This is a genomic window from Saccharospirillum sp. ABV4_185, from assembly GCF_056159245.1.
Genome location: NZ_JBSWUW010000001.1, coordinates 1,429,571 through 1,452,533, shown reverse-complemented (window position 1 = coordinate 1,452,533; position 22,963 = coordinate 1,429,571). Strand labels below are relative to the sequence as shown.

The window sequence follows — 22,963 nt, the reverse complement described above, 5'->3', positions numbered from 1 at the left end:
GAATGCCGCGATCACAGTTCCATATCGTATTCGATCATCACCGCCAGGTGCGGCGATATGCGTGGCTCACGCAGGATTTTCACATCGATCACGTAGTCGGCGATGTTGGGCGTGACCATCTGATAATCGAGTCGCATACCGTTGGCCTGGGCTTCATCAAAGGGCCACCAGCTGTGTTGACGATCCTGGCGGTTCATCAAACGGAAGGCGTCAACAAAGCCAATCGGCCCAGTCACCTGATCCATCCAGGCGCGCTCTTCCGGCAAAAAGCCGGCTTCACGCTGATGGTTTTCCCAGTTGCCCAGGTCAATGGAACGGTGCGCCACCTGATAGGAACCGGCGAAGATAAACTCGCGCCGCTTGCGACGGGTTTTCTTCATGTGCAAACCGAGCACGTCCAGGAAGGCCAGCTTGTGCTCGACCTCTTCTTCGGTGCGCGCGTGCGGCACGTTGATGGAGGCGATGCTGACGTTATCGAAGTCGGCCTGGATAAAACGACCTTCCAGATCCCACTGCGGCGAACCGATGCCGCGAATGATCGCCTTGGGCATGGTGCGGCTGTAGATGGCGGTGCCAGAGTAGCCGTCTTCTTCGGCGTCGAAGAAAAAGGCGTTGTAGCCGGGCACGTCCAGAAAGGCTTCGGGCAGTTGATATTCCTTGGCACGCAGTTCCTGAACGCAGACCACATCCGCATCCAGTTTCTCGAGCCATTCGAGAAAGCCACGCTGGGAGGCATTCACAATGCCATTCAAATTGAGGGTGACGACCTTCATGCTGTCTATCCAGTCAAAAACGCGCGTATCATAGCGGCACGATAGTGCAGTGTCACGGCACTGTACCGCCTTTTCAGCGCCATGTACGGGCAATTTTCAGAGATTTCAGTTAAGCGAATCGAACGCTCTGTTCACGAAAGTTCAGCCGACTGTGCCGGTCTTTTTGTTCTCGGCCCGCTTTCGTTATACTCGCGCGCCAATTCGGCCAAGCGGCCACAACACTCATGCTCTGGGGACCTTAGCTCATGGATCATATCGCTTCCACTGCAACGACAGAAGCATTGAGCGACTGGCAACGCGATTTCATCCGTTTTGCGATCGATCAACAAGTGCTCGGTTTTGGCGACTTCACGCTCAAATCCGGCCGCCAGAGTCCCTACTTCTTTAACGCCGGCCGCTTCCAGACCGGCGAAGCGCTCGACCGCCTGGGTCGTTATTACGCCCAGGCCTTGGTCGATTCGGGCCTGGATTTCGATCTGGTGTTTGGCCCGGCCTACAAAGGCATTCCGTTGGCGACCACCACAGTGGTGGCACTCAATCGCGATCACAGCCGCTCCGTGCCTTACGCTTTCAATCGCAAGGAAGCCAAGGATCACGGCGAAGGCGGCACTCTGGTTGGCGCTGAACTGAACGGCAACATTGTCATCGTCGATGACGTCATTACCGCCGGTACCGCCATCCGCGAAGTTCAGGCGTTGCTGGCGAATTATCCCAAGGCCCGGCTGGCCGGGGTGGTGGTCGCCATGGATCGTCAGGAAAAAGCGCCGGACAGTGAGTTGTCTGCCATCCAGGCGCTGCAGGCCGAACACCAGTTGCCGATCATTCCGGTGATCACCTTCAGTCAACTGGTCGGCTATTTAAAAGAAAGCGGTGACTTCGCCGAGCACCTGCCGGCCATCGAAGCGTACCGTGCTCAATATGGCGTGGCCTGATAACGCCGCCAGAAAAAGTGATCTGAGAAACTTCCCTGCGCGAATGCAGTCTGAGTCTTCCAACCGTCCAGGAATCCAGCCATGCAACGCGCCCTCTTGATCGTACTGGTGGCTCTCGCCATCGCCGCCTTCTTTGTGTTCGATCTCGACAGCCAACTGACGCTGACAAACCTGCAGCAGCAACAGGCACAACTGGCCGCTTATCAGGCGCAACATCCGTGGCAACTGGCCGCACTCTACTTCGTTATCTATGTACTGGTCACCGCTTTGTCACTGCCCGGCGCGACCTTGCTGACGCTGGCCGGCGGCGCGATTTTTGGTTTACCACTGGGTTTATTGCTGGTCAGTTTTGCCAGCACTCTTGGCGCGACCGGCGCCTTTTTAAGCGCTCGCTTTGTGTTGCGTGACTGGGTGCAGCAGCGTTTCGGAGATCGACTCGCGACCATCAATGCAGGCGTGGAAAAAGACGGCGGTTTCTATTTGTTTTCGCTGCGACTGGTGCCGCTGTTTCCGTTTTTCGTCATCAACCTGGCGATGGGACTGACACCGATTCGCTTGCGTACTTTCTATTGGGTCAGCCAGGTCGGCATGCTGGCCGGCACCGCCGTCTACGTGAACGCCGGTACCCAGCTGGCTCAACTGGAAGGTCTGGGCGGCATCCTGTCGCCCGATCTGATCATCGCCTTTGTCCTGCTCGGCCTGTTTCCGTTAGCGGCGCGCAAGAGCCTGGCGCTGCTGCGCCAGCGTTTCAGTAGTGATACTTGATCACCACGCCGTACCAGTTCTGGCCGTTGTTGGGCTTTTCGATGCCGCCGTTGGAGACATGCTGGAAGCGGCCGCCCAGTTGCACCGGCCCCCACTGCAATCCCAGACCAAAGATCTGACTGAACTGAAAGCGCGTTGAATAGATATCCGGTCCTAAAGTGGTACGACTGAGGTAAGCCACACCCAGACCGGTTTCGAAAATGCCGGTGACCGGCCCCATCGGCAAACGCCAATCGAACACCGGCGTAATGTTGGCCATGGACTGCTCCTGACGTACGCCATCTTCGCGATAGGTGGCCTGGCCGAGCGCCACTTCCAGGGTGGTGGTTACTGCAAACGGCCCGAAGTCACCGGTCACTGGCAAATCCCAACCGACCAGCAAACGACCGCGCTCTTTGCCATCGTCGCTGCCAAAATCGAGACCTGCGGTATCCGCACCCAGCGCATTCACCGCCATGGCAGTACCAACCGAGGTCAGTACCGCTACGTTATGCATCTTTAAAGGTTCGGCCTGAACCCCTGTTATCAGTGCTGCCGTCAATAAAACCCCTGCCCAGACGCGCATTCGATCCCCTCAATCAATGACCAAAGCCGGGCATTATAGCCAGGGCTGGGGTATTGACGCATTGCCGTTATACTGCCGCGATGCCGCCAAATTTTTTGCGAACGCTATTTTGCCTGGGGTTACTGGGCCCAATTCAGGTTGTCGCCGATACGATGCTGACCATCGTATCCGAACCCTGGCCTCCTTATGTGACCGAGCAGATCGACCTGCCTGGCTTCGATGTGGAAGTGACCGAAGCGGTGCTGGCCCATCTCGACCTGGAGATGGCGTTGCAATTGCTGCCCTGGCGCCGGGCATTGATTGAAGTTAACTCCGGCCAGGCCGATGCCTTGCTCGACGCCTTCGACAGTCCGGAACGGCGCCGCCAACTGCACTATCCGGACGAACCACTGAGCTACAGCACGTCCTACCTTTACTGCTATGCCTGCGAACGCAGCCAGGCGCCAACGCTCGCCGAACTCGAAGGTGCGGTGGTGGCGATCAACCGAGGTTATCAGTACAACGACGCCTTCGATGTCTATCCGGGCATCGATCGCATCCCGGTGGATACCTTCGAGCAGGGTTTTCGTCTGCTGCAACGCGGTCGGGTGGACTATTACGCCGTCAACAGCCGAGTCGCCAGCTTCGTGTTACAGCAATGGCAAGACGCCCGCATCAAACCACTGGCGCCCTCTCTGGCACCGGCAGAACCGGTCTATCTGGTGTTTGCCGACAAGCCCGGTTACGACACTCTGGCGCAGCGCTTCAGTGATGAACTGCAGCGTTTCAAACAGACCCCGGCCTACCATGCCATCCTGCGTCGTTATGGCCTGAATGAACCTTAGCATGCCGGCGAACCCTGGCCGATGGATGGGCTTAGCGGCCCAGTTCCCCTATACTGGCGCTTCGTTTTCGCTCGGTTTGGATTGGCACTTATGCATAGAATCCTTCGCACTTTGCTGTGCTCATTCTGGCTGATGGTCACGCTGACCGCCTGTGGTCAGAAAAGTGACCTCTATCTGCCCAGCGAATCCGCCCGCTCAAGCGCGACTTCAGCACAGGAATTTATACTGCCATCATGACGGCCGACGCCTCCGCTTTCGCATCCCGCAACGGCGAACTCCACGCCGAAGCAGTACCCCTACGCCGGCTGGCCGAACAGTTTGGCACGCCGCTTTATGTTTATTCGCGTACGGCCATCGAACAGAAGTTCGACGCCTACCGTCGCGGCCTGGGGAAACACCCGGGCATGATCTGTTACGCCGTTAAGGCCAATTCCAACCTGGCGGTGCTCGATGCACTGGCGCAGCGTGGCGCCGGTTTCGATATCGTCAGCCTGGGTGAGCTGGAACGGGTACTGGCCGCTGGTGGCGATCCGGCCAAGGTGGTGTTTTCCGGCGTCGCCAAGCAGGCGCATGAAATGAAGCGTGCGCTGGAAGTGGGCATTCACTGCTTTAATGTCGAGTCGGAAAGCGAATTGCGCCGGCTCAATAGCGTCGCTGGCGAACTGGGAGTGCGGGCGCCGGTTTCACTGCGCGTGAATCCCGATGTCGATGCCCAGACCCATCCCTATATTTCCACCGGCCTGAAACAGAACAAATTCGGCATCGCCATCGACCGCGCTTTGGAGGTTTATCGGTTAGCGGCGCAGGATTTACCCAACCTCGATTTGATCGGTGTCGACTGCCACATCGGTTCGCAAATTCTTAATACCTCGCCGTTTGATGATGCTCTCGACCGAGTCCTGGCGTTGGTTGATACCCTCGCCAGCGAAGGCATCAAATTAAAGCATCTCGATCTCGGCGGTGGTCTGGGTGTGCGTTATACCGGCGAAGACATCGAACCAGATGTCGCGGCTTTTGTTAGCCGGCTGGTTGAGGTGCTGGGTGATCGCGATCTGGAACTGGTGTTGGAACCGGGCCGTTCCATCGTCGCCAATGCCGGGGTGTTGCTAACGCGCGTGGAATTTCTTAAAGACAACGGCGACCATCATTTTGCCATTGTCGATGCCGGCATGAACGATCAGATTCGTCCGGCGCTGTATCAGGCCTGGATGAGCATAGAGCCGGTAACACCCAACCCCGCGGGCCAACAGGCGGACTGGGATATCGTCGGACCGGTCTGCGAAACCGGCGATTTTCTGGGCAAGGGTCGCCCCCTGGCGCTGGCTGAAAACGATCTGCTGGCGGTGCATTCGGCCGGTGCTTATGGTGCCGTTATGGCTTCCAATTATAATTCGCGTAATCGTCCGGCCGAAGTCATGGTGGCAGGCGATCAGGTGCAGCTGGTGCGCAAGCGGGAAACCGTTGCTGATCAACTGGCCCTGGAATCCCGACTGAGCTGAGCCCGATATGCGTCTGAAATTCACCAAAATGCACGGCCTGGGTAATGACTTTATGGTCATCGATGGTGTTTCCCAGAACGTGGAATTTACTGCCGACCAGGTTGAACGTTGGGCCGATCGCCATTTTGGCATCGGCTTTGATCAACTGCTGCTGGTCGAACCACCGACGCGTCCGGATCGGGATTTTCGCTATCGCATCTTCAACGCCGACGGCGGCGAGGTGGAAAACTGCGGCAACGGCGCACGCTGTTTTGCGCGTTTTGTGCTCGATCGCAAACTGATTCAGGCTGATCGCATCCGCGTCGAAACCGCCGGTGGCGATCTGGAACTGTTGGTGCAGCCCAACGGCGAAGTCACCGTCGATATGGGCCGGCCACGGCTGGCACCGGAAAAAATTCCCTTTACCACTGACCAGCGTCAACTGCTCTATCCACTGCAAACCGCAGCCGGCGACACGCTGGAAATTGCTGCCATTAACATGGGCAACCCGCACTGTGTGTTGCGCGTCGACAACGTCGACAGCGCGCCGGTGGAAACGCTTGGCCCGGAACTGGAACAGCACGAGCGCTTTCCTCAACACGTCAACGTTGGTTTTCTGCAAATCGTGGATCGCAGCCAGGCACGGTTACGCGTTTACGAACGCGGCGTCGGTGAAACCCTGGCCTGTGGTACCGGCGCCTGCGCTGCCATGGTGGCCGGTCATATCAACGGCTGGTTCGATGATCAGGTTCACATCCATCTGACTGGTGGTACCCTGAAAATTGAGTGGTCCGGTGATGGTAATGTTTTGATGACCGGGCCGGTCGAAACCGTCTATGAAGGAGTGGTGGGGTGACCGAGACTGTTAACGACAGCGCTGTATCGGAAGAGGCGGTCATCGCCTATTTGCGTCAGCACCCGGATTTTTTCGAGCAGCACCCCAACCTGCTTAAGCAACTGCATCTGCGTCACGAATCCGGCAACGCTATTTCCCTGATGGAGCGTCAGAATCAGATTCTGCGCCACGAAAACCGTCAGCTGATCGATCGCCTGAATCACTTTATTGAAGTGGCCCAACGCAACGACCGCCTGTTTCAGCAATTGCAACGACTGGTGCTGGCCATGGTGCCACACGACACCGCGGGTGGTCTGATCGAAGCCTTGGAAGCCGGCCTGATTGAGCAATTCGAGGTGCACGAAACCAGCGTGATTCTGTGCGATCGCGCCAACGCCGATGGCGACCCCTGGCTGCAGATCAGCCGCGACAGCCTGAGCCAATATTTCCCCACCCTGATCAACGACGGCAAAGCCATGTGCGGCAGCTTCAGTGACAGCGAACGTGATTTTCTGTTCGCTGGGCGCAACGTCGGTTCCATCGCACTGGCCCCGCTGACCGATGCCAAAAACCAGACTCTGGGGGTGCTGGCATTAGGGCATCACGACAGCCAGCATTTCCGCTCCGGCACCGAAACGCTGTTTCTCAGCCACCTGGCGCAAGTGACCAGTCTGTTACTGCAGCGCTGCTGACACTTTCTTAGGGAGCCTCTGAACAACTCCCCCAGGGCTCTGCGCGAGCTAAAACGTTTTGCCACAAGGCGCACTTCGCAGCGCAATGGCGTAGTCCTTGTCAAGAAGTGCAACGCCGGGGCAGGACGTTTTAGCCGCGCCCTCCGGGGCTTTCCGAGGAACGCTGCCACAGCGTTAAACTCATTTGAAAGGTCTAGACATTCCTGCATGAGTTTGCCTTGTAGCAGCGTCCCTCGGATAAGCCAGAGCCTCGGGGGAGTTATTCAGAGGCTCCCTCGTCAGTAAAGTGTGACGCCAGCGCCGTCCCGCTGTTGCAATGGCTGCTACACTGCCGGGTAATTCGTTCATAACCTGCCGTTTTCATGTTCAAACCCGCACTGCGCATTGCTCTCATTTACGCTCTCTTCGCCGGCGCCTGGATTCTGTTTTCAGACAAATTGGTGGAAGCACTGATCGACGACGTCATCTGGCTGAATCGAGCTCAGTCGCTCAAGGGCATCGCTTTCGTTCTGGTCACCAGCCTGTTGCTCTACATCCTGCTGTATCAGACTTTGCGTCAGGTACAGACGGTCACCTTAAAAGACCCACTCACCGGTCTGCCCAATCGCTACGCCTTTGAAGCCGAATTGAAACGTCGCTGCCGGCGCAGCCTGCAACGTGGCTCGGTGTTCAGCCTGAGCATGCTCGACATCGATCACTTCAAGAACATGAACGATGAACTGGGCCACAGCATTGGCGATGATCTGTTGGTCGCGCTGCACGGATCACTGCACCAGCATCTGGGAGAAAGCTGGTATCTGGCCCGGCTCGGCGGCGATGAGTTTGGTCTGATCAGCCCACCGGAATTGACCCTGGAAGAGTGCAGCGAACGCCTCGACTGGCTGCAGCACAGTGTGACCCGCAGCGCCAAACACAACCGACTCCACGGCCAGACGGTGAGCATGGGCTCCAGTCATTTTCCGGCCGATGGTGACAACAATCGCGATCTGATGCGTCACGCCGACATGGCCTTATTTCACGCCAAATCACATGGCCGCGACCGCCACAGCGTGTTCCGTGAAGAACTCAAAGATCGCCTGATGGAACGGCTGACGCTGACCAAGGATTTGCGTCAGGCCATTGATGACAGCGCTTTCGAACTGGTTTACCAGCCACAGTGGGACGTGCACGAAAAACGCTGGGTGGGTGCTGAGGTGTTGATTCGCTGGAATCATCCGCAACGCGGTTATATTTCTCCGGCCGACTTTATTCCGCTGGCTGAAGAGCAAAGCCTGATCGGCGCCATTACCGATTTCGTGATCAACCGCGCCTTTGCCGAACTCGACGCTGCCGGCATTCGGCAAAACAAACTTGGGCGCATTTCGGTCAACCTGTCGCACCTGGCGCTGATCGAAAAAGCCACCATGAGCCACCTGCTGCAACTGACCAAAACCCAGCCCGAAGACAGTCCGGTGTTGCGTCTGGAAATTACCGAAACGGCGACCATGCAGGATCTGGATGTCGCCCTGAACGCGATCAGCGCCTGGCGTCAGGAAGGCATTGAATTTTCCATCGACGATTTCGGCACCGGCTATTCGTCGCTGTCGATGCTCAAGCAGTTGCCGCTGGTGGAATTGAAGATTGATCGCAGTTTTATTCAGGATATTCCGGACGATCACAACGACGCCGTCATCACCGAAACCATCCTCGCCATGGCGCGTACCCTGAAGCTGGAAGTGGTTGCCGAAGGCGTAGAAACCGATGCTCAGGCCGCGTTTTTAACGCAACACGGCTGCTCCATCATGCAGGGATTTTATTACGCCCGGCCAATGCCGATCGGTGAGTTGCGCCAGTTGCTCAACCAATAAAGGCCAGCACCAGCGATGCGGTACCGAGAAAGGCAAAGAAGCCGACCACATCGGTGACCGTGGTCAAGACCACTGAACCGGCCAGCGCCGGATCGATCTTCATGCGCGACAACACCCAGGGCACCGCTACGCCGGCCAGCGACGCCGCCACCAGATTGACCAGAATGGCAAAGGCGATCACGCCCATCAGTACCAGGCTGTCGTACCAGAGGCTGGCCACAATACCGATAACAATGGCCCACAACACCGCATTAATCGCGCCCACCAGCAATTCCTTGCGCAGCAGCGAGCGCACGTTGGCCGAACCGAGCTGGCCGGTGGCCAGACCACGGATTGCCAGACTGAGCGTCTGACTGCCGGCGATACCGCCCATGCTCGCGACCACCGGCATCAAGACCGCCAACGCCACCCATTGCGACAAGGCCACTTCAAAACGGCCGATCACCCAGGCGGCGAGCAAAGCGGTCAGTAAATTAATGCCCAGCCAGACCGAACGCTTGGGCACCGCCAGACGCACCGGCGAGAACAAATCTTCCTCTTCCAGACCACCACCGGTGAGCTGGGAAATCTGCCGTTCCTGTTCTTCGGTGATCACATCGAGCGCATCGCTGGCGGTAAAGCGTCCCAGCACCGTGCCGTTTTCATCGACCACCGGCAGCATCGACCAACCCGATACGCGAATTGCCTGAGCCCCTTCGTGCAGCGACAAGGCCGGATTCAGCGGATTAATTTCCGGATCGATAAACTGGCTGAGCGGTTGCTGAGTCGGCACCTGCATGGCGGTATCGAGCGACAGACAACCCTGGAAGCGGCCGTTGTCGTCGACCAGCACAATCACATCCGTCATCTCCGGAATACCGGTTTCGCGCAACGCCTTACGAAACAGACGACCGGGCGTGTCGGCCAGAACGGTAATGACCTTGAAGCTGAGCCAACGACCGATCTGATCATCGTCGTAACCCAAGGCCGCCTGCAGCTGTTCACGTTCTTCCTGATCGAGTCGGCGCAACACCCGCCGGCCCAATTGCACCGGCAGATCATCCATCAATTCGAGCAGGTCTTCCGGGTCGGTGCGGCCGAGCCATTGCAGCAGTGAATCCGGCGGTGCCGCTTTGAGCAGTGAACGGCGATGCTCATCGTGCAATTCCACCAACACCGCACCACGCACCGCCGGCGGCACCGCCTGCCAGACGGACAGACGCGCTTCGAACGGCAAGGATTCCAGCGTAAAAGCGATATCAGTTTCGGACAGGCCATCAAACCAGTCCGAACGGGGAGGGCGATCGGCCGCCAGCTCTTCCAGCCAGAATTCGACGTGATCGTGCAGGGTTTCTTCGCGGCTCGACATGCTTGGGTGTTCCCGGAAAAACAGATGGGCGGCCGGCAAACGCCGACCCGGTACAGCTCAGATCAGATCTAACTATAGCACGAGGTGAATGACATTTTGTGCGCTCTCAGGCGGCGATACCCACCACCAGCCGAGCCACATAACCGGCCACCGGATTGCCGCTGATGGTCGCCACCTGCAACTGGCTGCCATCGGCAAAAATCGGATCGGTGGCGACGCTGTTGACCGACGCATTCTGACCACGGTCGACATAGCCGCGACTGTTATAGACCGCCTGAGTAACGGTATCGGGAAACGCCAATTGGGAAGTGACGGTGGCGCGACTGCCAGCGGGATCTTCCAGATACACCTGAAAATGGATATGGCTGACGCGGCCGGGATACCAACCCGGATAGAGCGTATTGAAACGCGCCACGCCCTGACCATCGGCAAACTGCAGACCGCGACAGAAAGTCTCGCCACGGCTGTCGCCATAGCCGGAGTAATGGCCGTCCCGGTCGCAATGCCAGACATAAACACCGGCGCCTTCGATTGGCCGGCAAGCGTTGTTCACATCGACCACTTTTAATTGCAGCGCCAAGGGCACACCCGGCTGACCCTCCGTCAGATCACGACGGACCAGTTCCGGGCGATTGAGAATCTCACGCAGCGGAAAAGGGCCTTCGGTTTCACGCGGTGTTAATCGACATTGGATATCGGCCGGCTCATCTTCATTTTCGGCGCGCACAAAACCGGACGCGCTGATCAAAGCGCCAGTCACCATGCCGCCGGCCAGGCCCAAAAAAAGACGCCGGCTGGTCGCCGGAAAGTTGTTATTGCTCATGCCATCTAGCCCTCGATCGATGCCATTGAAATCCTGGGCCCTTTGTACGCCATTGCGGTGCGTAACGAATGTGCCATTAGGCAGAAAGACGCGTAAAAAGCCCGTAAGGGCTAGGCTTGGCATGTCGGCGTCAATTGCTTGAAGATAGTGGATCAGGTTGATCATTCGCCGTATGCTGCGCCGCCGCCATTCTTCTGCCATGGGAGTTCGCAATGAAACTGGCTGTACTGACCCGCGAGCCGACTAACTATTCGACCCAGCGGCTGGTCTCGACCGCCCAATCACGCGGTCACGAAGTGCTGGTCATCGACACCCTGCGTTGCTACATGAGCATCGCCTCTCATCGCCCGACCATTCATTACAAGGGCGAAGCTCTGGAGAATGTTGACGCCATCATTCCGCGCATCGGCTCGTCTATTACCTTTTATGGCACCGCCGTGGTTCGGCAATTCGAGATGATGGGCACCACGACCCTGAATCCGTCACTCGCCATTTCCCGCTCGCGCGATAAATTGCGCTCCATGCAGATGCTGGCGCGCAAGGGCATCGGCTTGCCGATCACCGGTTTTGCGCACAGCCCGGACGAAATTCCCGACCTGATTCAGATGGTCGGCGGCGCGCCCCTGGTGGTGAAACTGCTCGAAGGCACTCAGGGCATCGGCGTGGTGTTGTGTGAAACACGCAAGGCAGCAGAAAGCGTGATCGAGGCGTTTCTGGGTCTGGACACCAACATCCTGGTGCAGGAATACATCAAGGAAGCCGGCGGCGCTGACATCCGTTGTTTCGTCATTGGCGACAAGGTGGTGGCGTCGATCAAACGCCAGGCCGCGCCGGGAGAATTCCGCTCCAACCTGCACCGCGGCGGCAGCGCCGAGGTGGTCAAAATCACCCCCGAGGAACGCAAAACGGCGGTGCGTGCCGCCAGGGTGATGGGGCTGGAAGTGGCCGGTGTCGATATTCTGCGCTCCAACCACGGCCCGGTGGTGATGGAGGTGAATTCCTCGCCCGGACTGGAAGGCATTGAAATGTCCACCGGTAAAGACATCGCCGGCCTGATCGTCACTCATCTGGAAAAGACGCTGGTCGAAAAACCCAAACGCGTCGAAGGTTAACCGCACAAGGAAGCCATCCTCATGCCGCAAATTGAACCTGCCAAGCTGGCACCCGGTCGCTGGCACAATCTGCCACTGGCGTTGCCCGGCGCACCCGGTAACTCCGACGCCACCATGCACACCTTTGTGCGCCGTGGTCGCAAACCGGGGCCGACCCTCTTTGTCACCGCAGCGCTGCACGGCGATGAACTGAATGGCCTGGAAGTGATTCGTCGTTTTATGCGCTCGCGCAAACTGCGCGGCCTGAAAGGCACGGTGATCGTGGTGCCGGTGGTGAACGTCCACGGCTTCGGTATGGGCTCGCGCTATCTGCCTGACCGGCGCGATCTCAACCGCGTTTTTCCCGGTTCGGCGTCCGGCACGCTGGCCTCGCGCGTTGCCGAAGTGCTGATGCAGGAAGTGGTGCTGCAATCGGATTACGGCATCGACCTGCACACGGCGGCGCTGCACCGTTTCAACGTGCCGCAGGTGCGTGCCGAGTTGAACAATCCCGATGTTGAAGCCATGGCGCGCGCCTTCGGTGTGCCGCTGATTCTCAACAGCGAACTGCGCGAAGGCTCACTGCGGCAGTCGGCCGGCAACAACAATATTCCGGTGCTGGTCTATGAAGCGGGCGAAGCGCTGCGTCTGGACGAAATCAGCATCCGCGCCGGCACCCGCGGCATTACCAACGTGATGATGCATCTGGGCATGCTCAGCGGCGTACTGAAAGTACGTACCGATCAGACCGTGGCCGACACCTCTTACTGGGAACGCGCCGCCGATTCCGGCGTCTTCCAGTGTCTGGTCAAGCCCGGCACCTATGTGAAGAAAGATCAGTTACTGGCGCGCATCATCGGCCCGAACACCATGGAAGCGACCGAAGTGCGCTCCTCGCGCGCCGGCATTCTGGTCGGGCTGACGCAGCTGGCGCTGGTGTACGAAGGCGATGCGCTGTTTCACATCGCACGCTATCGCGGCATGTCCGAAGACGTGGCCAGCCAGGTGGAACGTTTCCACGAGGAACTGGGGCCCGAATTTGGTACTTAATTAAGAGATCGGTACTTAATTAAAAAAGACGCTCTAGAGTCGATCGGCGAACAGCGGTTCGTCGAGCAGCTTCATGCCGAACTCGCCGCTGCGCTGATAACCCAGTGATTCATAAGCGCGTTGGGCAGCAAAGTTGTCGTGGCCGGTAAACAGCACCGAGCGCTGCACGCCCTGCTCACGCGCCAGCAACAGCGAACCGGCAACGACCGCCCGGCCGTAACCATGGCCACGCTGTTGTTGTGGCGTGAAGACGCCGCCGATCTGTACCGTCTTTGCCGCCTGCGCATTAAAGCCAGACATGGCGACCGGTTGGTCACCGCGACACAACACAAAGAGATTGCCGCTGGGAATTTCCTGCTGCATCAGCGCACGGGCACGACGTCGGGTTTCGGCATTATCCGGTTCGGCCATGGTTTCCCCGGCATAGACAATGCGCCATTCCACCAGCAGATCTTCATCGGCCGGCGTCGCCAGGCGGACATTCAGTTCACCGTTCAATAAGGCTTCAGGTATTTGCAGTTGATCCAGTTCGAGACTGTAGAGCGGCTCGGGGTTATCCATACGCCAGCGCTGCACCTGAAAGAAATCCCCCAACCAGTCGACTTGCGCCCGTTCGCCGATAATCCCCTGCACCGGCCGGTCGGCCTGTTCGACCACCAGAGGCGCTAATTGCTCAAGCCCGCTGGGCGCCGAAGGTAACAACATGCCTTGCCAGTAGTGCGCCACCACGCCAACCAACTGACCGTTGTCGAAAGCGCCCCAATACTGCCCCTGATAGGGCACATCACCGGCGACCACGCCGCTGTGTTCAAGGTTATTCAACAGGAACAGGCTGACATCGCGATGGCTCAGCAAAAACTCTCGCAGTTGGGATTCGTCGGATGCATTCAGACGGCGGGCGGCAAGGGACACAACAACTCTCCAGAACCTTGGAAACCGCCAGTATCTCAACTCGTTCTCCGTCCGCAAGGGCTTTTGCCCTGATCGCCAGGAGTCGCTATATTCTCGGCCACTGCGCCACCGTGCGCCCAATGCCGTCGCCGAGGAACTTTTTTTGTCCCGCCGCCTGACCGACCTTTGTGTTGCCCTGACTGTCACCACTTTGTTGCTACCGCTGGTGGCGCAGGCGGACGTCATTCATGTTGGTGGCGACGATTCCTTTCCGCCTTATGAGTTTGTCGACGAAGACGGCAAGGTGACCGGCTACAACGTCGACATGACCCGCGCCATTGCCGAGGTAATGGGACTGGATATCGAGATCACTCTGAGCAGTTGGTCGTCGATGCGCTCGGCGCTGGATAACGGCGAGATGGACGTGCTGCAGGGCATGATAGCGTCACCCGAACGTGCCAAGGATTACAGCTTCAGCCCGCCCTCGGTGATCGTGAATTTTTCCTTCTTCGCGCGCAGCGACGATCCTGAACCGAACAGCCTGGTCGATATTCGCGGCAAAACCGTTGTGGTGCAGCGCGAAGACATCATGCACGACTACTTGCGCGAGCGGGATTTAGGCGTGCGCATTGTGCCGGTACGCACCCATTACGATGCGCTGCGTCAGATCGCCGCCGGGCGTTTCGATTACGCCCTCGGCGCCACCTTGCCGAGCCTCTATTACAGCCGCGAATACGGTCTGTCGAATGTCGAATCGGTGTGGCGACCGGTGCAGGCACAGCCCTATGGCTATGCGGTGAAAAAGGGCAATGAAGACATCCTGGCGCTGTTCTCCGAAGGCCTGGCGATTCTAAAAAACACTGGCCAGCAACAGGCCATTTACGACAAGTGGCTGGGCTCACTGGAAAATCCGCAAAGCCGCGACTGGCGCCTGGTGGGCATCGCCACCGGTGCGACCTCAGCGGTGTTGCTGTTCGGCCTGGGTCTGGTGGTGATCTGGAACCGCACGCTGCAGCGCCGGGTCGAACGCCAAACAGAAGAAGTGCGTAAACAACAGCAGCAATTGATTCAGGCCGACAAGATGAGTTCACTCGGCACCCTGGTGTCAGGCGTGGCGCATGAAATCAATAATCCGTCAGGACTGATTTTGCTCAACCTGCCGATGCTCAGCGACGCCTGGGATGATGCGCTGCCGTTGCTGGACCGGCTGTACGACAGCGGTCGTTTCGACATCGCCGGGCTCGACTACCAACGCATCCGCAGCGAAATCCCTTACGTAATCAGCGAGATGAATGAGGGCGCCCAGCGCATCCGCCGTATCGTCAACGACCTGCGCGATTTCGCCCGCCAGGAAGCCAAAGACACCGCCGTGCCGATCAACCTCAACGAGGTCGTCGCCACCGCCGCACGGCTGCTCGATGTCACCATTCGCGGCTACACCCGTCACTTCTCCTTGGTGCTCGATCCCTACCTGCCATCGATGCTCGGCAACGCTCAGCGCATTGAACAGGTGGTGGTCAATCTGATCATTAACGCCTGCCAGGCCTTGCCGGACGACAGCCGGGCGGTCAAGGTGGAAACGCGCATCCACCACGCCAGTCAGCGCCTGGTCCTGGTGGTAGAGGACGAAGGCTGCGGTATCGAACCGGAAGCGCTGTCGAATCTGACCGATCCGTTCTACACCACCAAGCGCGAAAGCGGCGGCACTGGCTTGGGACTGTCGGTGTCGGCCGGTATCGTGACCGCCTATCAAGGCAAAATGAACTTTTATTCCCAGCCGGGCGAAGGCACACGCGTTGAAGTGACCTTCCCCTGGAATAACCACGAAGAGACCGCTGTTCATGAATAAGAGTGCCGATCAGACCGATAGCCGCTACCCGGAATTCGGTATTCTGCTGGTGGATGACGAGGCCTCCTATCACCGCAGCCTGGGGCTGATGCTGGAACGCAAAGGCGGCATCAACCATCTTTATTACTGTCAGGACAGCCGCGACGCCATGGCCATGCTGGAGACCTATCCCATCGGCGTGGTACTGCTCGATCTGAACATGCCACATCAGTCCGGCCAGTCGCTGCTGCGCGAAATGAGCGAAGCCTTCCCCAACGTCGTTATCGTCATCATCAGTGGTCTGAACCAGGTCGAGACGGCGGTCGAATGTCTGCGCATGGGCGCCTTCGATTTTTATGTGAAGACCACCGAATCGACGCGTCTGCTCGAAGGCATCAAGCGCGCCATTCAACTTCAGGAAATCAAACGCGAAAACGAAGAGTTGCGCCACCGGGTGCTCAGCCGCCGGCTGGATTCGCCCGAGGTGTTTTCCGACATCCTGACGCAAAGCCGCGCCATGGCCTCGGTGTTTCAGTATCTGGAATCGGTGGCGCGGTCATCTCAGCCACTGATGATCTGCGGTGAAAGTGGCACCGGTAAAGAGCTGATCGCGCGCGCTGTGCATCGTTTATCCGGGCGGACAGGGAAACTGGTCACCGTCAACGTCGCCGGCCTCGACGATCACATCTTCAACGACACCCTCTTTGGTCACCGCAAAGGTGCCTTTACCGGCGCCGACACCGAACGCGCCGGTCTGGTCGAAGAAGCCTCCGGCGGCACCCTGTTTTTGGATGAAATTGGCGACTTGCCGCCACCGGCGCAGATCAAGCTGCTGCGCCTGTTGCAGGAAGGTGAGTATTACCCCATCGGCGCCGACCGACCCAAACGCACCCAGGCGCGCATTCTGGTGGCCACTCACCAGGATCTGGCAGAACGTCAGCAAGCCGGAGAGTTTCGGCGCGACCTCTATTACCGGCTGTGCACCCACCAGGTTCAGATCCCGCCACTGCGTGCCCGACGCGAAGACATCCGCCTGCTGTTCACCTATTTCGCCGAGCTCGCTGCCGAAGACCTGGGTCAGTCAGTGCCTGATTACAGCCCGGAACTCTGGGCCGTACTGCAAAACTACGACTTCCCCGGCAACGTCCGTGAGCTGCGCGCCATGGCGTTCGATGCGGTCAGCCGGCACCAATCCAACGGCCCGCTCAAACCCAGCGATCTGCCCTGGCAACAGGACCGCGATCCCAATATCGACGCCAGCCAGGGCGGCGCTCTGGTGAACTTCCCGCTCGACGCCCGCCTGCCCACGCTCAGTGAAATGGATGAGCTGCTGATTCTCGAAGCCATGCACCGGGCCGACAACAATCAATCCATCGCCGCCCGCATTCTGGGCATTTCCCAACCGGCGCTGAGCAAGCGGCTGAAACGGCAGCGCGATGGTGAATCGCGCAAACCCAGCCTGTCCGACTGATCTCGACTATTCCTTTGGTTATAACTATTCCAAAAGTTATAGGCACTTTGTGACCTTGGTCACACGCACAACGGCTGTGCATTTGCTCTACGCCACCCAGGGAGGGCGATTGAACCTTGTTCAAAGTTTCCACAGACGCACTTTTATCGCCCATCAAAACGCACTCATTTAGTGCCATGACTCAGGACGGTGCAAAGACTTTGTTGAACCCGCTGCACCACTTTATTCCATTCGTTATAGTCCCTTGACCTTGTCTTTACGCCGGAAATCGCTTATTTCTATAATAAAAACAATAACTTAACTTGTATCGATACAAGTTGGCCCTGTCCTTGCTCTAGGGAACGGGGCGATAAAAGAACGATCTGATAACGAGAATAACAATGCCGGTTTGCCCGATACTCGATGCCCCGCTTTGTGTAAGCCCACCAGACCATGCGTGTCTGCTGTCATGACGAAGATTCAAGGCGTCCTCACCTGGCGGTGACTGGACGACCGGAATTCGGATCGTCGGGCTGTGATGACCGTCCGGCATCGTGAATAACCCGCCTGCCAAAAGCAGTCGAGGTTGTAGGGCCGAAGGACGACGCTTTCATCTTTCGGCAATAAAAAAAGCAATGTGAAACGGAGAGTAAGATGCTTAAGAAACTGACCAGCACGACGGCTGCTGCCGCTCTGTCCCTGTCTATGGTGGCTGGCGGCGTTCAAGCCGGCGATACCGTCGACGCCGTTATGGATCAAGGTTACGTCCAGTGTGGCGTTAACACCTCCCTGCCGGGCTTCGCTTCCAGCGCTAGCGGTTCCTGGGAAGGCCTGGACGTGGACGTTTGCCGCGCTGTTGCGGCTGCCATGTTCGGTGATTCCGAAGCCGTTCAATACACCCCGCTGACCGCTGCTCAGCGTTTCACCGCGCTGCAGTCTGGTGAAATCGACATGCTGTCTCGTGTCACTACCTGGACACTGACTCGTGACACCAGCCTGGGTCTGAACTTCGCCGGTGTGAACTACTACGACGGTCAAGGCTTCCTGGTTCGTAAAGACCTGGGTGTGACCAGCGCGACTCAACTGGACGGCGCTGCTGTCTGTGTTGAACCGGGTACCACTACCGAGCTGAACCTGGCTGACTACTTCCGCGCCCAAGGCATGGAATTCGAACCGGTGGTTATCGAAAACACCACTGAAGTCACCGCTGCCTTCTTCTCTGGCCGTTGCGACGTTTACACCACTGACCGTGGTGGTCTGGCGTCTGCCCGTATGGTGTCCGCTGAAAACCCGGACGACTACGTGGTTCTGCCGGAAGTGATCTCTAAAGAGCCGCTGGGCCCGGTTGTTCGTCACGGTGATGACGAGTGGCTGGACATCGTCAAGTGGTCTTTGATCGCTATGATCGAAGCGGAAGAGTACGGCATCACGTCTGAAAACGTTGATGACATGCTCGACAGCACCAACCCGGGCATCCAGCGTTTCCTGGGCGTCACTCCGGGTATGGGTGAAGCTCTGGGTCTGGAAGAAGACTGGGCTTACAACATCGTTAAGCAAGTCGGTAACTACGGCGAAGCTTATCAGCGCAACGTCACTGAGAAACTGGGTCTGGACCGTGGTCTGAACGCCCTGTGGAAAGACGGCGGCCTGATGTACGCCTATCCGGTTCGCTAAGACTGCGAATCCGGGTCACCCTCCTGGGTGACTTTCTCTGAGCGGGCCCAGCCGGGCCCGCTTTATACGCTCAGTTAATCACGGTATTTCCAACTTTTTTGGAAACCTCGGGCACTTCATTGGAGACCTCGGGTTATGGATCCCAAACACCCAAGCGACGCCTCCCGATCCCTGATGGCTCTTCTGTACGACAAGACCGTACGCTCCATTATCTATCAGGTGCTTGTCTTCGGCGGCGTCTTCTTTCTCGGCTGGTATCTGGTCAGCAACGTCCAGACCAACCTGGATGAACAGAACATCGCCACCGGCTTTGGCTTTCTCGATCGCGAAGCCTCCTTCGGCATCAGCGAAAGCGTTATTGCCTACAGTCCGGAAAGCAATTACGGCCGCGCTTTATTGGTCGGTATTCTCAACACCATCAAGGTGTCACTGACCGGTATTATTCTGGCGTCCATTATCGGCACCCTGATCGGCATTGGCCTGGTTTCAAAAAACTGGCTGGTGCGCTTTATCGGCAAGACCTATATCGACGTTTTCCGTAACGTCCCCTTATTGCTGCAACTGTTTTTCTGGTACGCCATCATTACCAACGGCTTACCAGGGGTGCGTCAGGCGTTGAATCCGCTGCCAGGCACCTTTCTGACAAACCGCGGCCTCTATCTGCCCATTCCGGCGGATAACCCGGCCTGGTTCTGGGTCTTTATCGCTTTCATTGCCGGCATCATCGGCGCCTTTGTACTGCGTAAGTGGAGTTTTAAACGGCTCGAAGCCACCGGCCAGGTGTTCCCACACCTGAGCGTCGGTCTGGGCATCGTGATCGGTATGCCGGTCCTGGCCTGGCTGTTGTTCGGTGCGCCGCTTGAGATGAACGTACCGTCACTGCAGGGCTTTAACTTTAAAGGCGGCCTGAATATGTCGCCGGAATTTTTCACCCTCTTGCTCGGGCTGACGGTCTACACCGCCACCTACATCGCCGAGGTGGTGCGTTCCGGTATTCAGTCAGTGCCCAAAGGCCAAAGCGAAGCCTCCACCTCCCTGGGTTTGAAATCCAGCTGGACCATGCGTCTGATCGTGCTGCCACAGGCCTTGCGCGTCATCATCCCGCCGCTGACCAACCAGTATCTGAACCTGACCAAGAACTCCTCGCTGGCGGTGGCCATCGGTTATCCGGAACTGGTGTCGATCTCCAACACCACCATGAACCAGACCGGTCAGGCGGTGGAAGGCGTAGCGATCTTTATGACGGTTTATCTGGGTATCAGCCTGCTGATTTCCCTCTTTATGAACTGGTACAACAAGCGCATGGCGCTGGTGGAGCGTTAAGATGACAACCATGATTCCAAGTCAGGCGCGTCCGACCGGTGGCAACACTTTGCGTCGCAGCACGCGCTGGTTGAAGAGCAATCTGTTTTCTTCGCCCACCAACACCATTGTCAGCCTGCTATGCATTTACGTGCTTTGGGAAATCCTCAGCGCTGCGGTTGGCTGGGCTCTGGTTAACGCCAGCTTCAGTGCCAACAAGGAATTCTGCGGCGAAGTCAGCGGCGCCTGCTGGGCGTTCGTGCACGACAACTATCGCTTCCTGCTGTTCGGCACCTATCCGGCCGAAGAACAGTGGCGTCCGTTGATTGCCATCTTCATGTTGGTCGGCGGCATTCTGGTGAGCATGAACCGCCGCTTCTGGAGCCCGTGGCTGGCGGTTGCCTGGATCGTCGGTTTCTTCGTTATGTACATCATCCTCGGCGGTGGTGTCCTGGGTCTGGAACGCGTCTCCAGCAACAACTGGGGCGGTCTGACACTGACGCTGATTCTGGCCGTGGTCGGTATCGCTTTCGCGGCACCGCTGGCATTGATTCTGGCGCTGGGACGGCGTTCAGAAATGCCCTTCGTGCGCGTCATCTGCGTGGTCTTTATTGAGATCTTCCGTGGCGTACCGCTGATTTCGGTACTGTTCATGGCGTCCTTGATGTTCCCGCTGTTTCTGCCCGATGGCGTGTCCATCGACAAGATGCTGCGCGCTCAGGTGGGCATCATCTTTTTCCAGGCGGCCTATCTGGCAGAAGTGTTCCGCGGCGGCATGCAGGCGATTCCATCCGGGCAGTACGAAGCGGCCGATGCACTGGGTCTGACTTACTGGCAGAAAATGAGCAAGATTGTTCTGCCGCAGTCACTGCGTCTGGTGATTCCACCAACGATGAGTACCTTCATCTCGCTGTTCAAGGACACCTCTTTGGTGACCATCATCGGTCTGTTCGATTTGCTGGCGGCAACCAAGGCAGCCATCAACGACCCGGCCTGGCGACAGCAGTACATTGAAGGTTACGTATTCATCGCGCTGATTTATTTCTGCTTCTGTTTCTTTATGTCGCGTTACGCCCTCTATCTCGATCGCGAAATGCATAAAGGCATGTCTCACTAGGAGAGTTCGACCATGACTGAACAACGCCAACTGGCCGATCGCGAATCGGTGATTCAGGTCAACAACATGAACAAGTGGTACGGCGAATTTCACGTACTGCGCGACATCAATCTGGACGTCAAACAAGGCGAGCGGATCGTTATCTGTGGCCCATCCGGCTCCGGCAAATCGACCATGATTCGCTGCTTTAACCGGCTCGAAGAACACCAGCAGGGTGATGTCATCGTCAACGGCATCGAGCTGACCGACAACGTTAAGAACATCGAAGTCATCCGCAAGGATGTCGGCATGGTGTTCCAGCACTTCAATCTGTTCCCGCACCTGACGGTGCTGGAAAACCTGACGCTGGCACCGATGTTCGTCTTGAAGCGTCCCAAAGCGGAAGCCGAAGAGACCGCGATGAAATACCTGGAGCGGGTCAAAATTGCCGAACAGGCGCATAAATATCCGGGCCAGCTGTCCGGTGGTCAGCAACAGCGTGTGGCCATCGCCCGCTCGCTGTGCATGAACCCCAAGGTCATGCTGTTCGATGAGCCGACCTCGGCACTCGACCCGGAAATGATCAAAGAAGTACTCGATGTCATGATCGAACTGGCCAAAGAAGGCATGACCATGCTGTGCGTCACGCACGAAATGGGCTTCGCCAAAGAAGTGGCCGACCGGGTGATCTTTATGGACGCCGGTCAGATTATTGAACAGAACGAGCCACACGAGTTCTTCAATAATCCGCAGAACGACCGCACCAAACTGTTCCTCAGCCAGATTCTGGGACACTGATGCCAGTCGGGGGAGGCGTTCTGCCTCCCCCAGATTCCTGCCAGCCGGGACCTTAACCTCAAGGTTCGCTATAGTTTGAGCAAGTCGTACAAACAGGCGAACGTCCATGACCCCTTTGCGTGCTTTGTTGTTGTCGACACTGCTGTCGATGCTGGTGCTGACCCCGCTCATTAGCCATGCCGAAACCGGCACAGACATCTACCTCTATACCGAAAATTACGGCCGCTATAACTACTCCCTGAACGGTCGGGATTTTGAGCATTGGCGCGATGACATCGGCGGCTCCTCGACCGAACTGGTCAAGGCCATCCTGGCCGAATCCGGGCTCAGCTATCGGCTGCGGCTGCGCACCTGGCGGGTGGGTTACGAACGCACGCTGGAACGACCCAACTACGGCCTGTTTTCCACGGCCCGCACCGAATCACGCGAAGAGCTCTTTGACTGGGTCGGCCCCATCGCCCAATACAGCTGGGTGCTGTTCAAGTACGCCGGCAAGGATCTGAACATCGAAAGCATTGATGATCTGGCCGGGCTGCGCATCGGCGGTTATCAGGATGACGCTGCCACGCTTTTTCTGCAGGAACAGGGTTTCAGCGTCTCCACCCTGCCGAATGATTCACTCAACCCCCAGCGCCTGGCGCAGGATCAGATCGACGTCTGGATCGCCTCCGATGCCAGCGCTTACCAACTGGCACAGGACGCCGGCTACCCGAATATCGAGCCGGCGCTGATTATCCGCAGCGTCGATATGTACCTGGCGATGAACCCCGATACCGATGCCGATAAGCTGCGACGGCTGCACGAGGCGTACGATCGAGTCATGGCCGAAGGTGACTCTATCGCTGTTCAGCAAAACCGCAGCGGAGTAGAGTAGGCGGTCGCCAACACTGTTCGAGAAAGG

General features: G+C 57.8%; 22 protein-coding genes. 17 read left to right on the top strand and 5 right to left on the bottom strand.

The window, feature by feature from the left end:
- Positions 1 to 11 precede the first annotated feature (11 nt).
- Positions 12 to 773: an exodeoxyribonuclease III gene (locus ACXAE6_RS06735; RefSeq protein WP_475146022.1), complete on the bottom strand. Its 762-nt coding sequence runs from the start codon at positions 771 to 773 to the stop codon at positions 12 to 14.
- Positions 774 to 1,018: 245 nt separating this feature from the next.
- On the opposite strand from ACXAE6_RS06735, the gene pyrE reads away from it, so the two are divergent.
- On the top strand, positions 1,019 to 1,705 hold the full coding sequence (gene pyrE / locus ACXAE6_RS06730; protein ID WP_475146019.1) for an orotate phosphoribosyltransferase: 687 nt from the start codon (positions 1,019 to 1,021) through the stop codon (positions 1,703 to 1,705).
- Between the two features lie 81 nt (positions 1,706 to 1,786).
- Positions 1,787 to 2,470, top strand: a complete 684-nt coding sequence (locus ACXAE6_RS06725) for a TVP38/TMEM64 family protein (protein ID WP_475146016.1) — start codon at positions 1,787 to 1,789, stop codon at positions 2,468 to 2,470.
- Here ACXAE6_RS06725 and ACXAE6_RS06720 read toward each other — a convergent pair.
- The gene (locus tag ACXAE6_RS06720; protein ID WP_475146013.1) at positions 2,454 to 3,035 is read right to left on the bottom strand and encodes an acyloxyacyl hydrolase; all 582 of its coding nucleotides are present in this window, start codon (positions 3,033 to 3,035) and stop codon (positions 2,454 to 2,456) included. The genes ACXAE6_RS06725 and ACXAE6_RS06720 overlap by 17 nt on opposite strands.
- A gap of 152 nt (positions 3,036 to 3,187) precedes the next feature.
- Between ACXAE6_RS06720 and ACXAE6_RS06715 the strand changes: the two genes are divergently transcribed.
- The 6 genes from ACXAE6_RS06715 (at position 3,188) to ACXAE6_RS06690 (ending at position 8,711) form a co-directional block, all read left to right on the top strand.
- On the top strand, positions 3,188 to 3,859 hold the full coding sequence (locus tag ACXAE6_RS06715; protein WP_475146011.1) for a substrate-binding periplasmic protein: 672 nt from the start codon (positions 3,188 to 3,190) through the stop codon (positions 3,857 to 3,859).
- 21 nt (positions 3,860 to 3,880) lie between these two features.
- Positions 3,881 to 4,096: an LPS translocon maturation chaperone LptM gene (gene lptM / locus ACXAE6_RS06710; protein WP_475146009.1), complete on the top strand. Its 216-nt coding sequence runs from the start codon at positions 3,881 to 3,883 to the stop codon at positions 4,094 to 4,096.
- Positions 4,093 to 5,358: a diaminopimelate decarboxylase gene (gene lysA, locus ACXAE6_RS06705; protein ID WP_475146006.1), complete on the top strand. Its 1,266-nt coding sequence runs from the start codon at positions 4,093 to 4,095 to the stop codon at positions 5,356 to 5,358. Before lptM ends, lysA begins: the two co-directional genes overlap by 4 nt.
- A gap of 7 nt (positions 5,359 to 5,365) precedes the next feature.
- Complete coding sequence (gene dapF, locus ACXAE6_RS06700; protein ID WP_475146004.1) at positions 5,366 to 6,193, top strand: diaminopimelate epimerase; 828 nt, start codon at positions 5,366 to 5,368, stop codon at positions 6,191 to 6,193.
- Positions 6,190 to 6,864: a DUF484 family protein gene (locus ACXAE6_RS06695; RefSeq protein WP_475146002.1), complete on the top strand. Its 675-nt coding sequence runs from the start codon at positions 6,190 to 6,192 to the stop codon at positions 6,862 to 6,864. The genes dapF and ACXAE6_RS06695 overlap by 4 nt, the downstream gene beginning before the upstream one ends.
- A gap of 362 nt (positions 6,865 to 7,226) precedes the next feature.
- Positions 7,227 to 8,711 carry a putative bifunctional diguanylate cyclase/phosphodiesterase gene (locus tag ACXAE6_RS06690; RefSeq protein WP_475146000.1) on the top strand — a complete coding sequence of 495 codons (1,485 nt, stop codon included), beginning with the start codon at positions 7,227 to 7,229 and terminating at the stop codon, positions 8,709 to 8,711.
- On the opposite strand, the gene ACXAE6_RS06685 is transcribed toward ACXAE6_RS06690, so the two are convergent.
- Together ACXAE6_RS06685 and ACXAE6_RS06680 are read right to left on the bottom strand one after the other, a co-directional pair.
- Entirely contained in the window at positions 8,701 to 10,059 is a 1,359-nt protein-coding gene (locus ACXAE6_RS06685) for a magnesium transporter (protein ID WP_392797249.1), read from the bottom strand. The genes ACXAE6_RS06690 and ACXAE6_RS06685 overlap by 11 nt on opposite strands.
- A 106-nt stretch (positions 10,060 to 10,165) precedes the next feature.
- Entirely contained in the window at positions 10,166 to 10,882 is a 717-nt protein-coding gene (locus ACXAE6_RS06680; protein WP_475145997.1) for a dioxygenase family protein, read from the bottom strand.
- A 212-nt stretch (positions 10,883 to 11,094) separates the two neighbouring features.
- On the opposite strand from ACXAE6_RS06680, the gene rimK reads away from it, so the two are divergent.
- Positions 11,095 to 11,994 (top strand): 30S ribosomal protein S6--L-glutamate ligase, encoded by a 900-nt coding sequence (gene rimK / locus ACXAE6_RS06675; protein ID WP_475145994.1) that lies wholly within the window; start codon positions 11,095 to 11,097, stop codon positions 11,992 to 11,994.
- Between the two features lie 21 nt (positions 11,995 to 12,015).
- Positions 12,016 to 13,023: a succinylglutamate desuccinylase/aspartoacylase family protein gene (locus ACXAE6_RS06670; protein WP_392797254.1), complete on the top strand. Its 1,008-nt coding sequence runs from the start codon at positions 12,016 to 12,018 to the stop codon at positions 13,021 to 13,023.
- 33 nt (positions 13,024 to 13,056) lie between these two features.
- On the opposite strand, the gene ACXAE6_RS06665 is transcribed toward ACXAE6_RS06670, so the two are convergent.
- Entirely contained in the window at positions 13,057 to 13,935 is an 879-nt protein-coding gene (locus ACXAE6_RS06665) for a GNAT family N-acetyltransferase (RefSeq protein ID WP_475145990.1), read from the bottom strand.
- Between the two features lie 142 nt (positions 13,936 to 14,077).
- Here ACXAE6_RS06665 and ACXAE6_RS06660 point away from each other — a divergent pair, with 142 nt between their 5' ends.
- The 7 genes from ACXAE6_RS06660 to ACXAE6_RS06630 all read left to right on the top strand — a co-directional run bounded on the left by ACXAE6_RS06660 (position 14,078) and on the right by ACXAE6_RS06630 (position 22,936).
- Positions 14,078 to 15,763 (top strand): transporter substrate-binding domain-containing protein, encoded by a 1,686-nt coding sequence (locus ACXAE6_RS06660; protein WP_475145988.1) that lies wholly within the window; start codon positions 14,078 to 14,080, stop codon positions 15,761 to 15,763.
- The gene (locus ACXAE6_RS06655) at positions 15,756 to 17,213 is read left to right on the top strand and encodes a sigma-54-dependent transcriptional regulator (protein WP_475145986.1); all 1,458 of its coding nucleotides are present in this window, start codon (positions 15,756 to 15,758) and stop codon (positions 17,211 to 17,213) included. Before ACXAE6_RS06660 ends, ACXAE6_RS06655 begins: the two co-directional genes overlap by 8 nt.
- A 633-nt stretch (positions 17,214 to 17,846) precedes the next feature.
- Positions 17,847 to 18,866, top strand: coding sequence for an amino acid ABC transporter substrate-binding protein (locus tag ACXAE6_RS06650; RefSeq protein WP_475145981.1), 1,020 nt, complete (start codon positions 17,847 to 17,849; stop codon positions 18,864 to 18,866).
- Between the two features lie 174 nt (positions 18,867 to 19,040).
- Positions 19,041 to 20,189: an amino acid ABC transporter permease gene (locus ACXAE6_RS06645; protein ID WP_475145979.1), complete on the top strand. Its 1,149-nt coding sequence runs from the start codon at positions 19,041 to 19,043 to the stop codon at positions 20,187 to 20,189.
- A 1-nt stretch (position 20,190) separates the two neighbouring features.
- Positions 20,191 to 21,285, top strand: a complete 1,095-nt coding sequence (locus ACXAE6_RS06640) for an amino acid ABC transporter permease (protein WP_475145975.1) — start codon at positions 20,191 to 20,193, stop codon at positions 21,283 to 21,285.
- Positions 21,286 to 21,297: 12 nt separating this feature from the next.
- Positions 21,298 to 22,062 (top strand): amino acid ABC transporter ATP-binding protein, encoded by a 765-nt coding sequence (locus tag ACXAE6_RS06635; protein ID WP_392797267.1) that lies wholly within the window; start codon positions 21,298 to 21,300, stop codon positions 22,060 to 22,062.
- A 106-nt stretch (positions 22,063 to 22,168) separates the two neighbouring features.
- On the top strand, positions 22,169 to 22,936 hold the full coding sequence (locus tag ACXAE6_RS06630; RefSeq protein WP_475145970.1) for a substrate-binding periplasmic protein: 768 nt from the start codon (positions 22,169 to 22,171) through the stop codon (positions 22,934 to 22,936).
- Positions 22,937 to 22,963 lie beyond the last annotated feature (27 nt).

Excerpts from the sequence above, each read along its gene's own strand:
- ACXAE6_RS06735 (WP_475146022.1), bottom strand. The coding sequence starts at position 773 with ATGAAGGTCGTCACCCTCAATTTGAATGGCATTGTGAATGCCTCCCAG.
- pyrE (WP_475146019.1), top strand. The coding sequence starts at position 1,019 with ATGGATCATATCGCTTCCACTGCAACGACAGAAGCATTGAGCGACTGG.
- ACXAE6_RS06725 (WP_475146016.1), top strand. The coding sequence starts at position 1,787 with ATGCAACGCGCCCTCTTGATCGTACTGGTGGCTCTCGCCATCGCCGCC.
- ACXAE6_RS06720 (WP_475146013.1), bottom strand. The coding sequence starts at position 3,035 with ATGCGCGTCTGGGCAGGGGTTTTATTGACGGCAGCACTGATAACAGGG.
- ACXAE6_RS06715 (WP_475146011.1), top strand. The coding sequence starts at position 3,188 with ATGCTGACCATCGTATCCGAACCCTGGCCTCCTTATGTGACCGAGCAG.
- lptM (WP_475146009.1), top strand. The coding sequence starts at position 3,881 with ATGGATGGGCTTAGCGGCCCAGTTCCCCTATACTGGCGCTTCGTTTTC.
- lysA (WP_475146006.1), top strand. The coding sequence starts at position 4,093 with ATGACGGCCGACGCCTCCGCTTTCGCATCCCGCAACGGCGAACTCCAC.
- dapF (WP_475146004.1), top strand. The coding sequence starts at position 5,366 with ATGCGTCTGAAATTCACCAAAATGCACGGCCTGGGTAATGACTTTATG.
- ACXAE6_RS06690 (WP_475146000.1), top strand. The coding sequence starts at position 7,227 with ATGTTCAAACCCGCACTGCGCATTGCTCTCATTTACGCTCTCTTCGCC.
- ACXAE6_RS06685 (WP_392797249.1), bottom strand. The coding sequence starts at position 10,059 with ATGTCGAGCCGCGAAGAAACCCTGCACGATCACGTCGAATTCTGGCTG.
- ACXAE6_RS06680 (WP_475145997.1), bottom strand. The coding sequence starts at position 10,882 with ATGAGCAATAACAACTTTCCGGCGACCAGCCGGCGTCTTTTTTTGGGC.
- rimK (WP_475145994.1), top strand. The coding sequence starts at position 11,095 with ATGAAACTGGCTGTACTGACCCGCGAGCCGACTAACTATTCGACCCAG.
- ACXAE6_RS06670 (WP_392797254.1), top strand. The coding sequence starts at position 12,016 with ATGCCGCAAATTGAACCTGCCAAGCTGGCACCCGGTCGCTGGCACAAT.
- ACXAE6_RS06655 (WP_475145986.1), top strand. The coding sequence starts at position 15,756 with ATGAATAAGAGTGCCGATCAGACCGATAGCCGCTACCCGGAATTCGGT.
- ACXAE6_RS06650 (WP_475145981.1), top strand. The coding sequence starts at position 17,847 with ATGCTTAAGAAACTGACCAGCACGACGGCTGCTGCCGCTCTGTCCCTG.
- ACXAE6_RS06645 (WP_475145979.1), top strand. The coding sequence starts at position 19,041 with ATGGCTCTTCTGTACGACAAGACCGTACGCTCCATTATCTATCAGGTG.
- ACXAE6_RS06640 (WP_475145975.1), top strand. The coding sequence starts at position 20,191 with ATGACAACCATGATTCCAAGTCAGGCGCGTCCGACCGGTGGCAACACT.
- ACXAE6_RS06635 (WP_392797267.1), top strand. The coding sequence starts at position 21,298 with ATGACTGAACAACGCCAACTGGCCGATCGCGAATCGGTGATTCAGGTC.
- ACXAE6_RS06630 (WP_475145970.1), top strand. The coding sequence starts at position 22,169 with ATGACCCCTTTGCGTGCTTTGTTGTTGTCGACACTGCTGTCGATGCTG.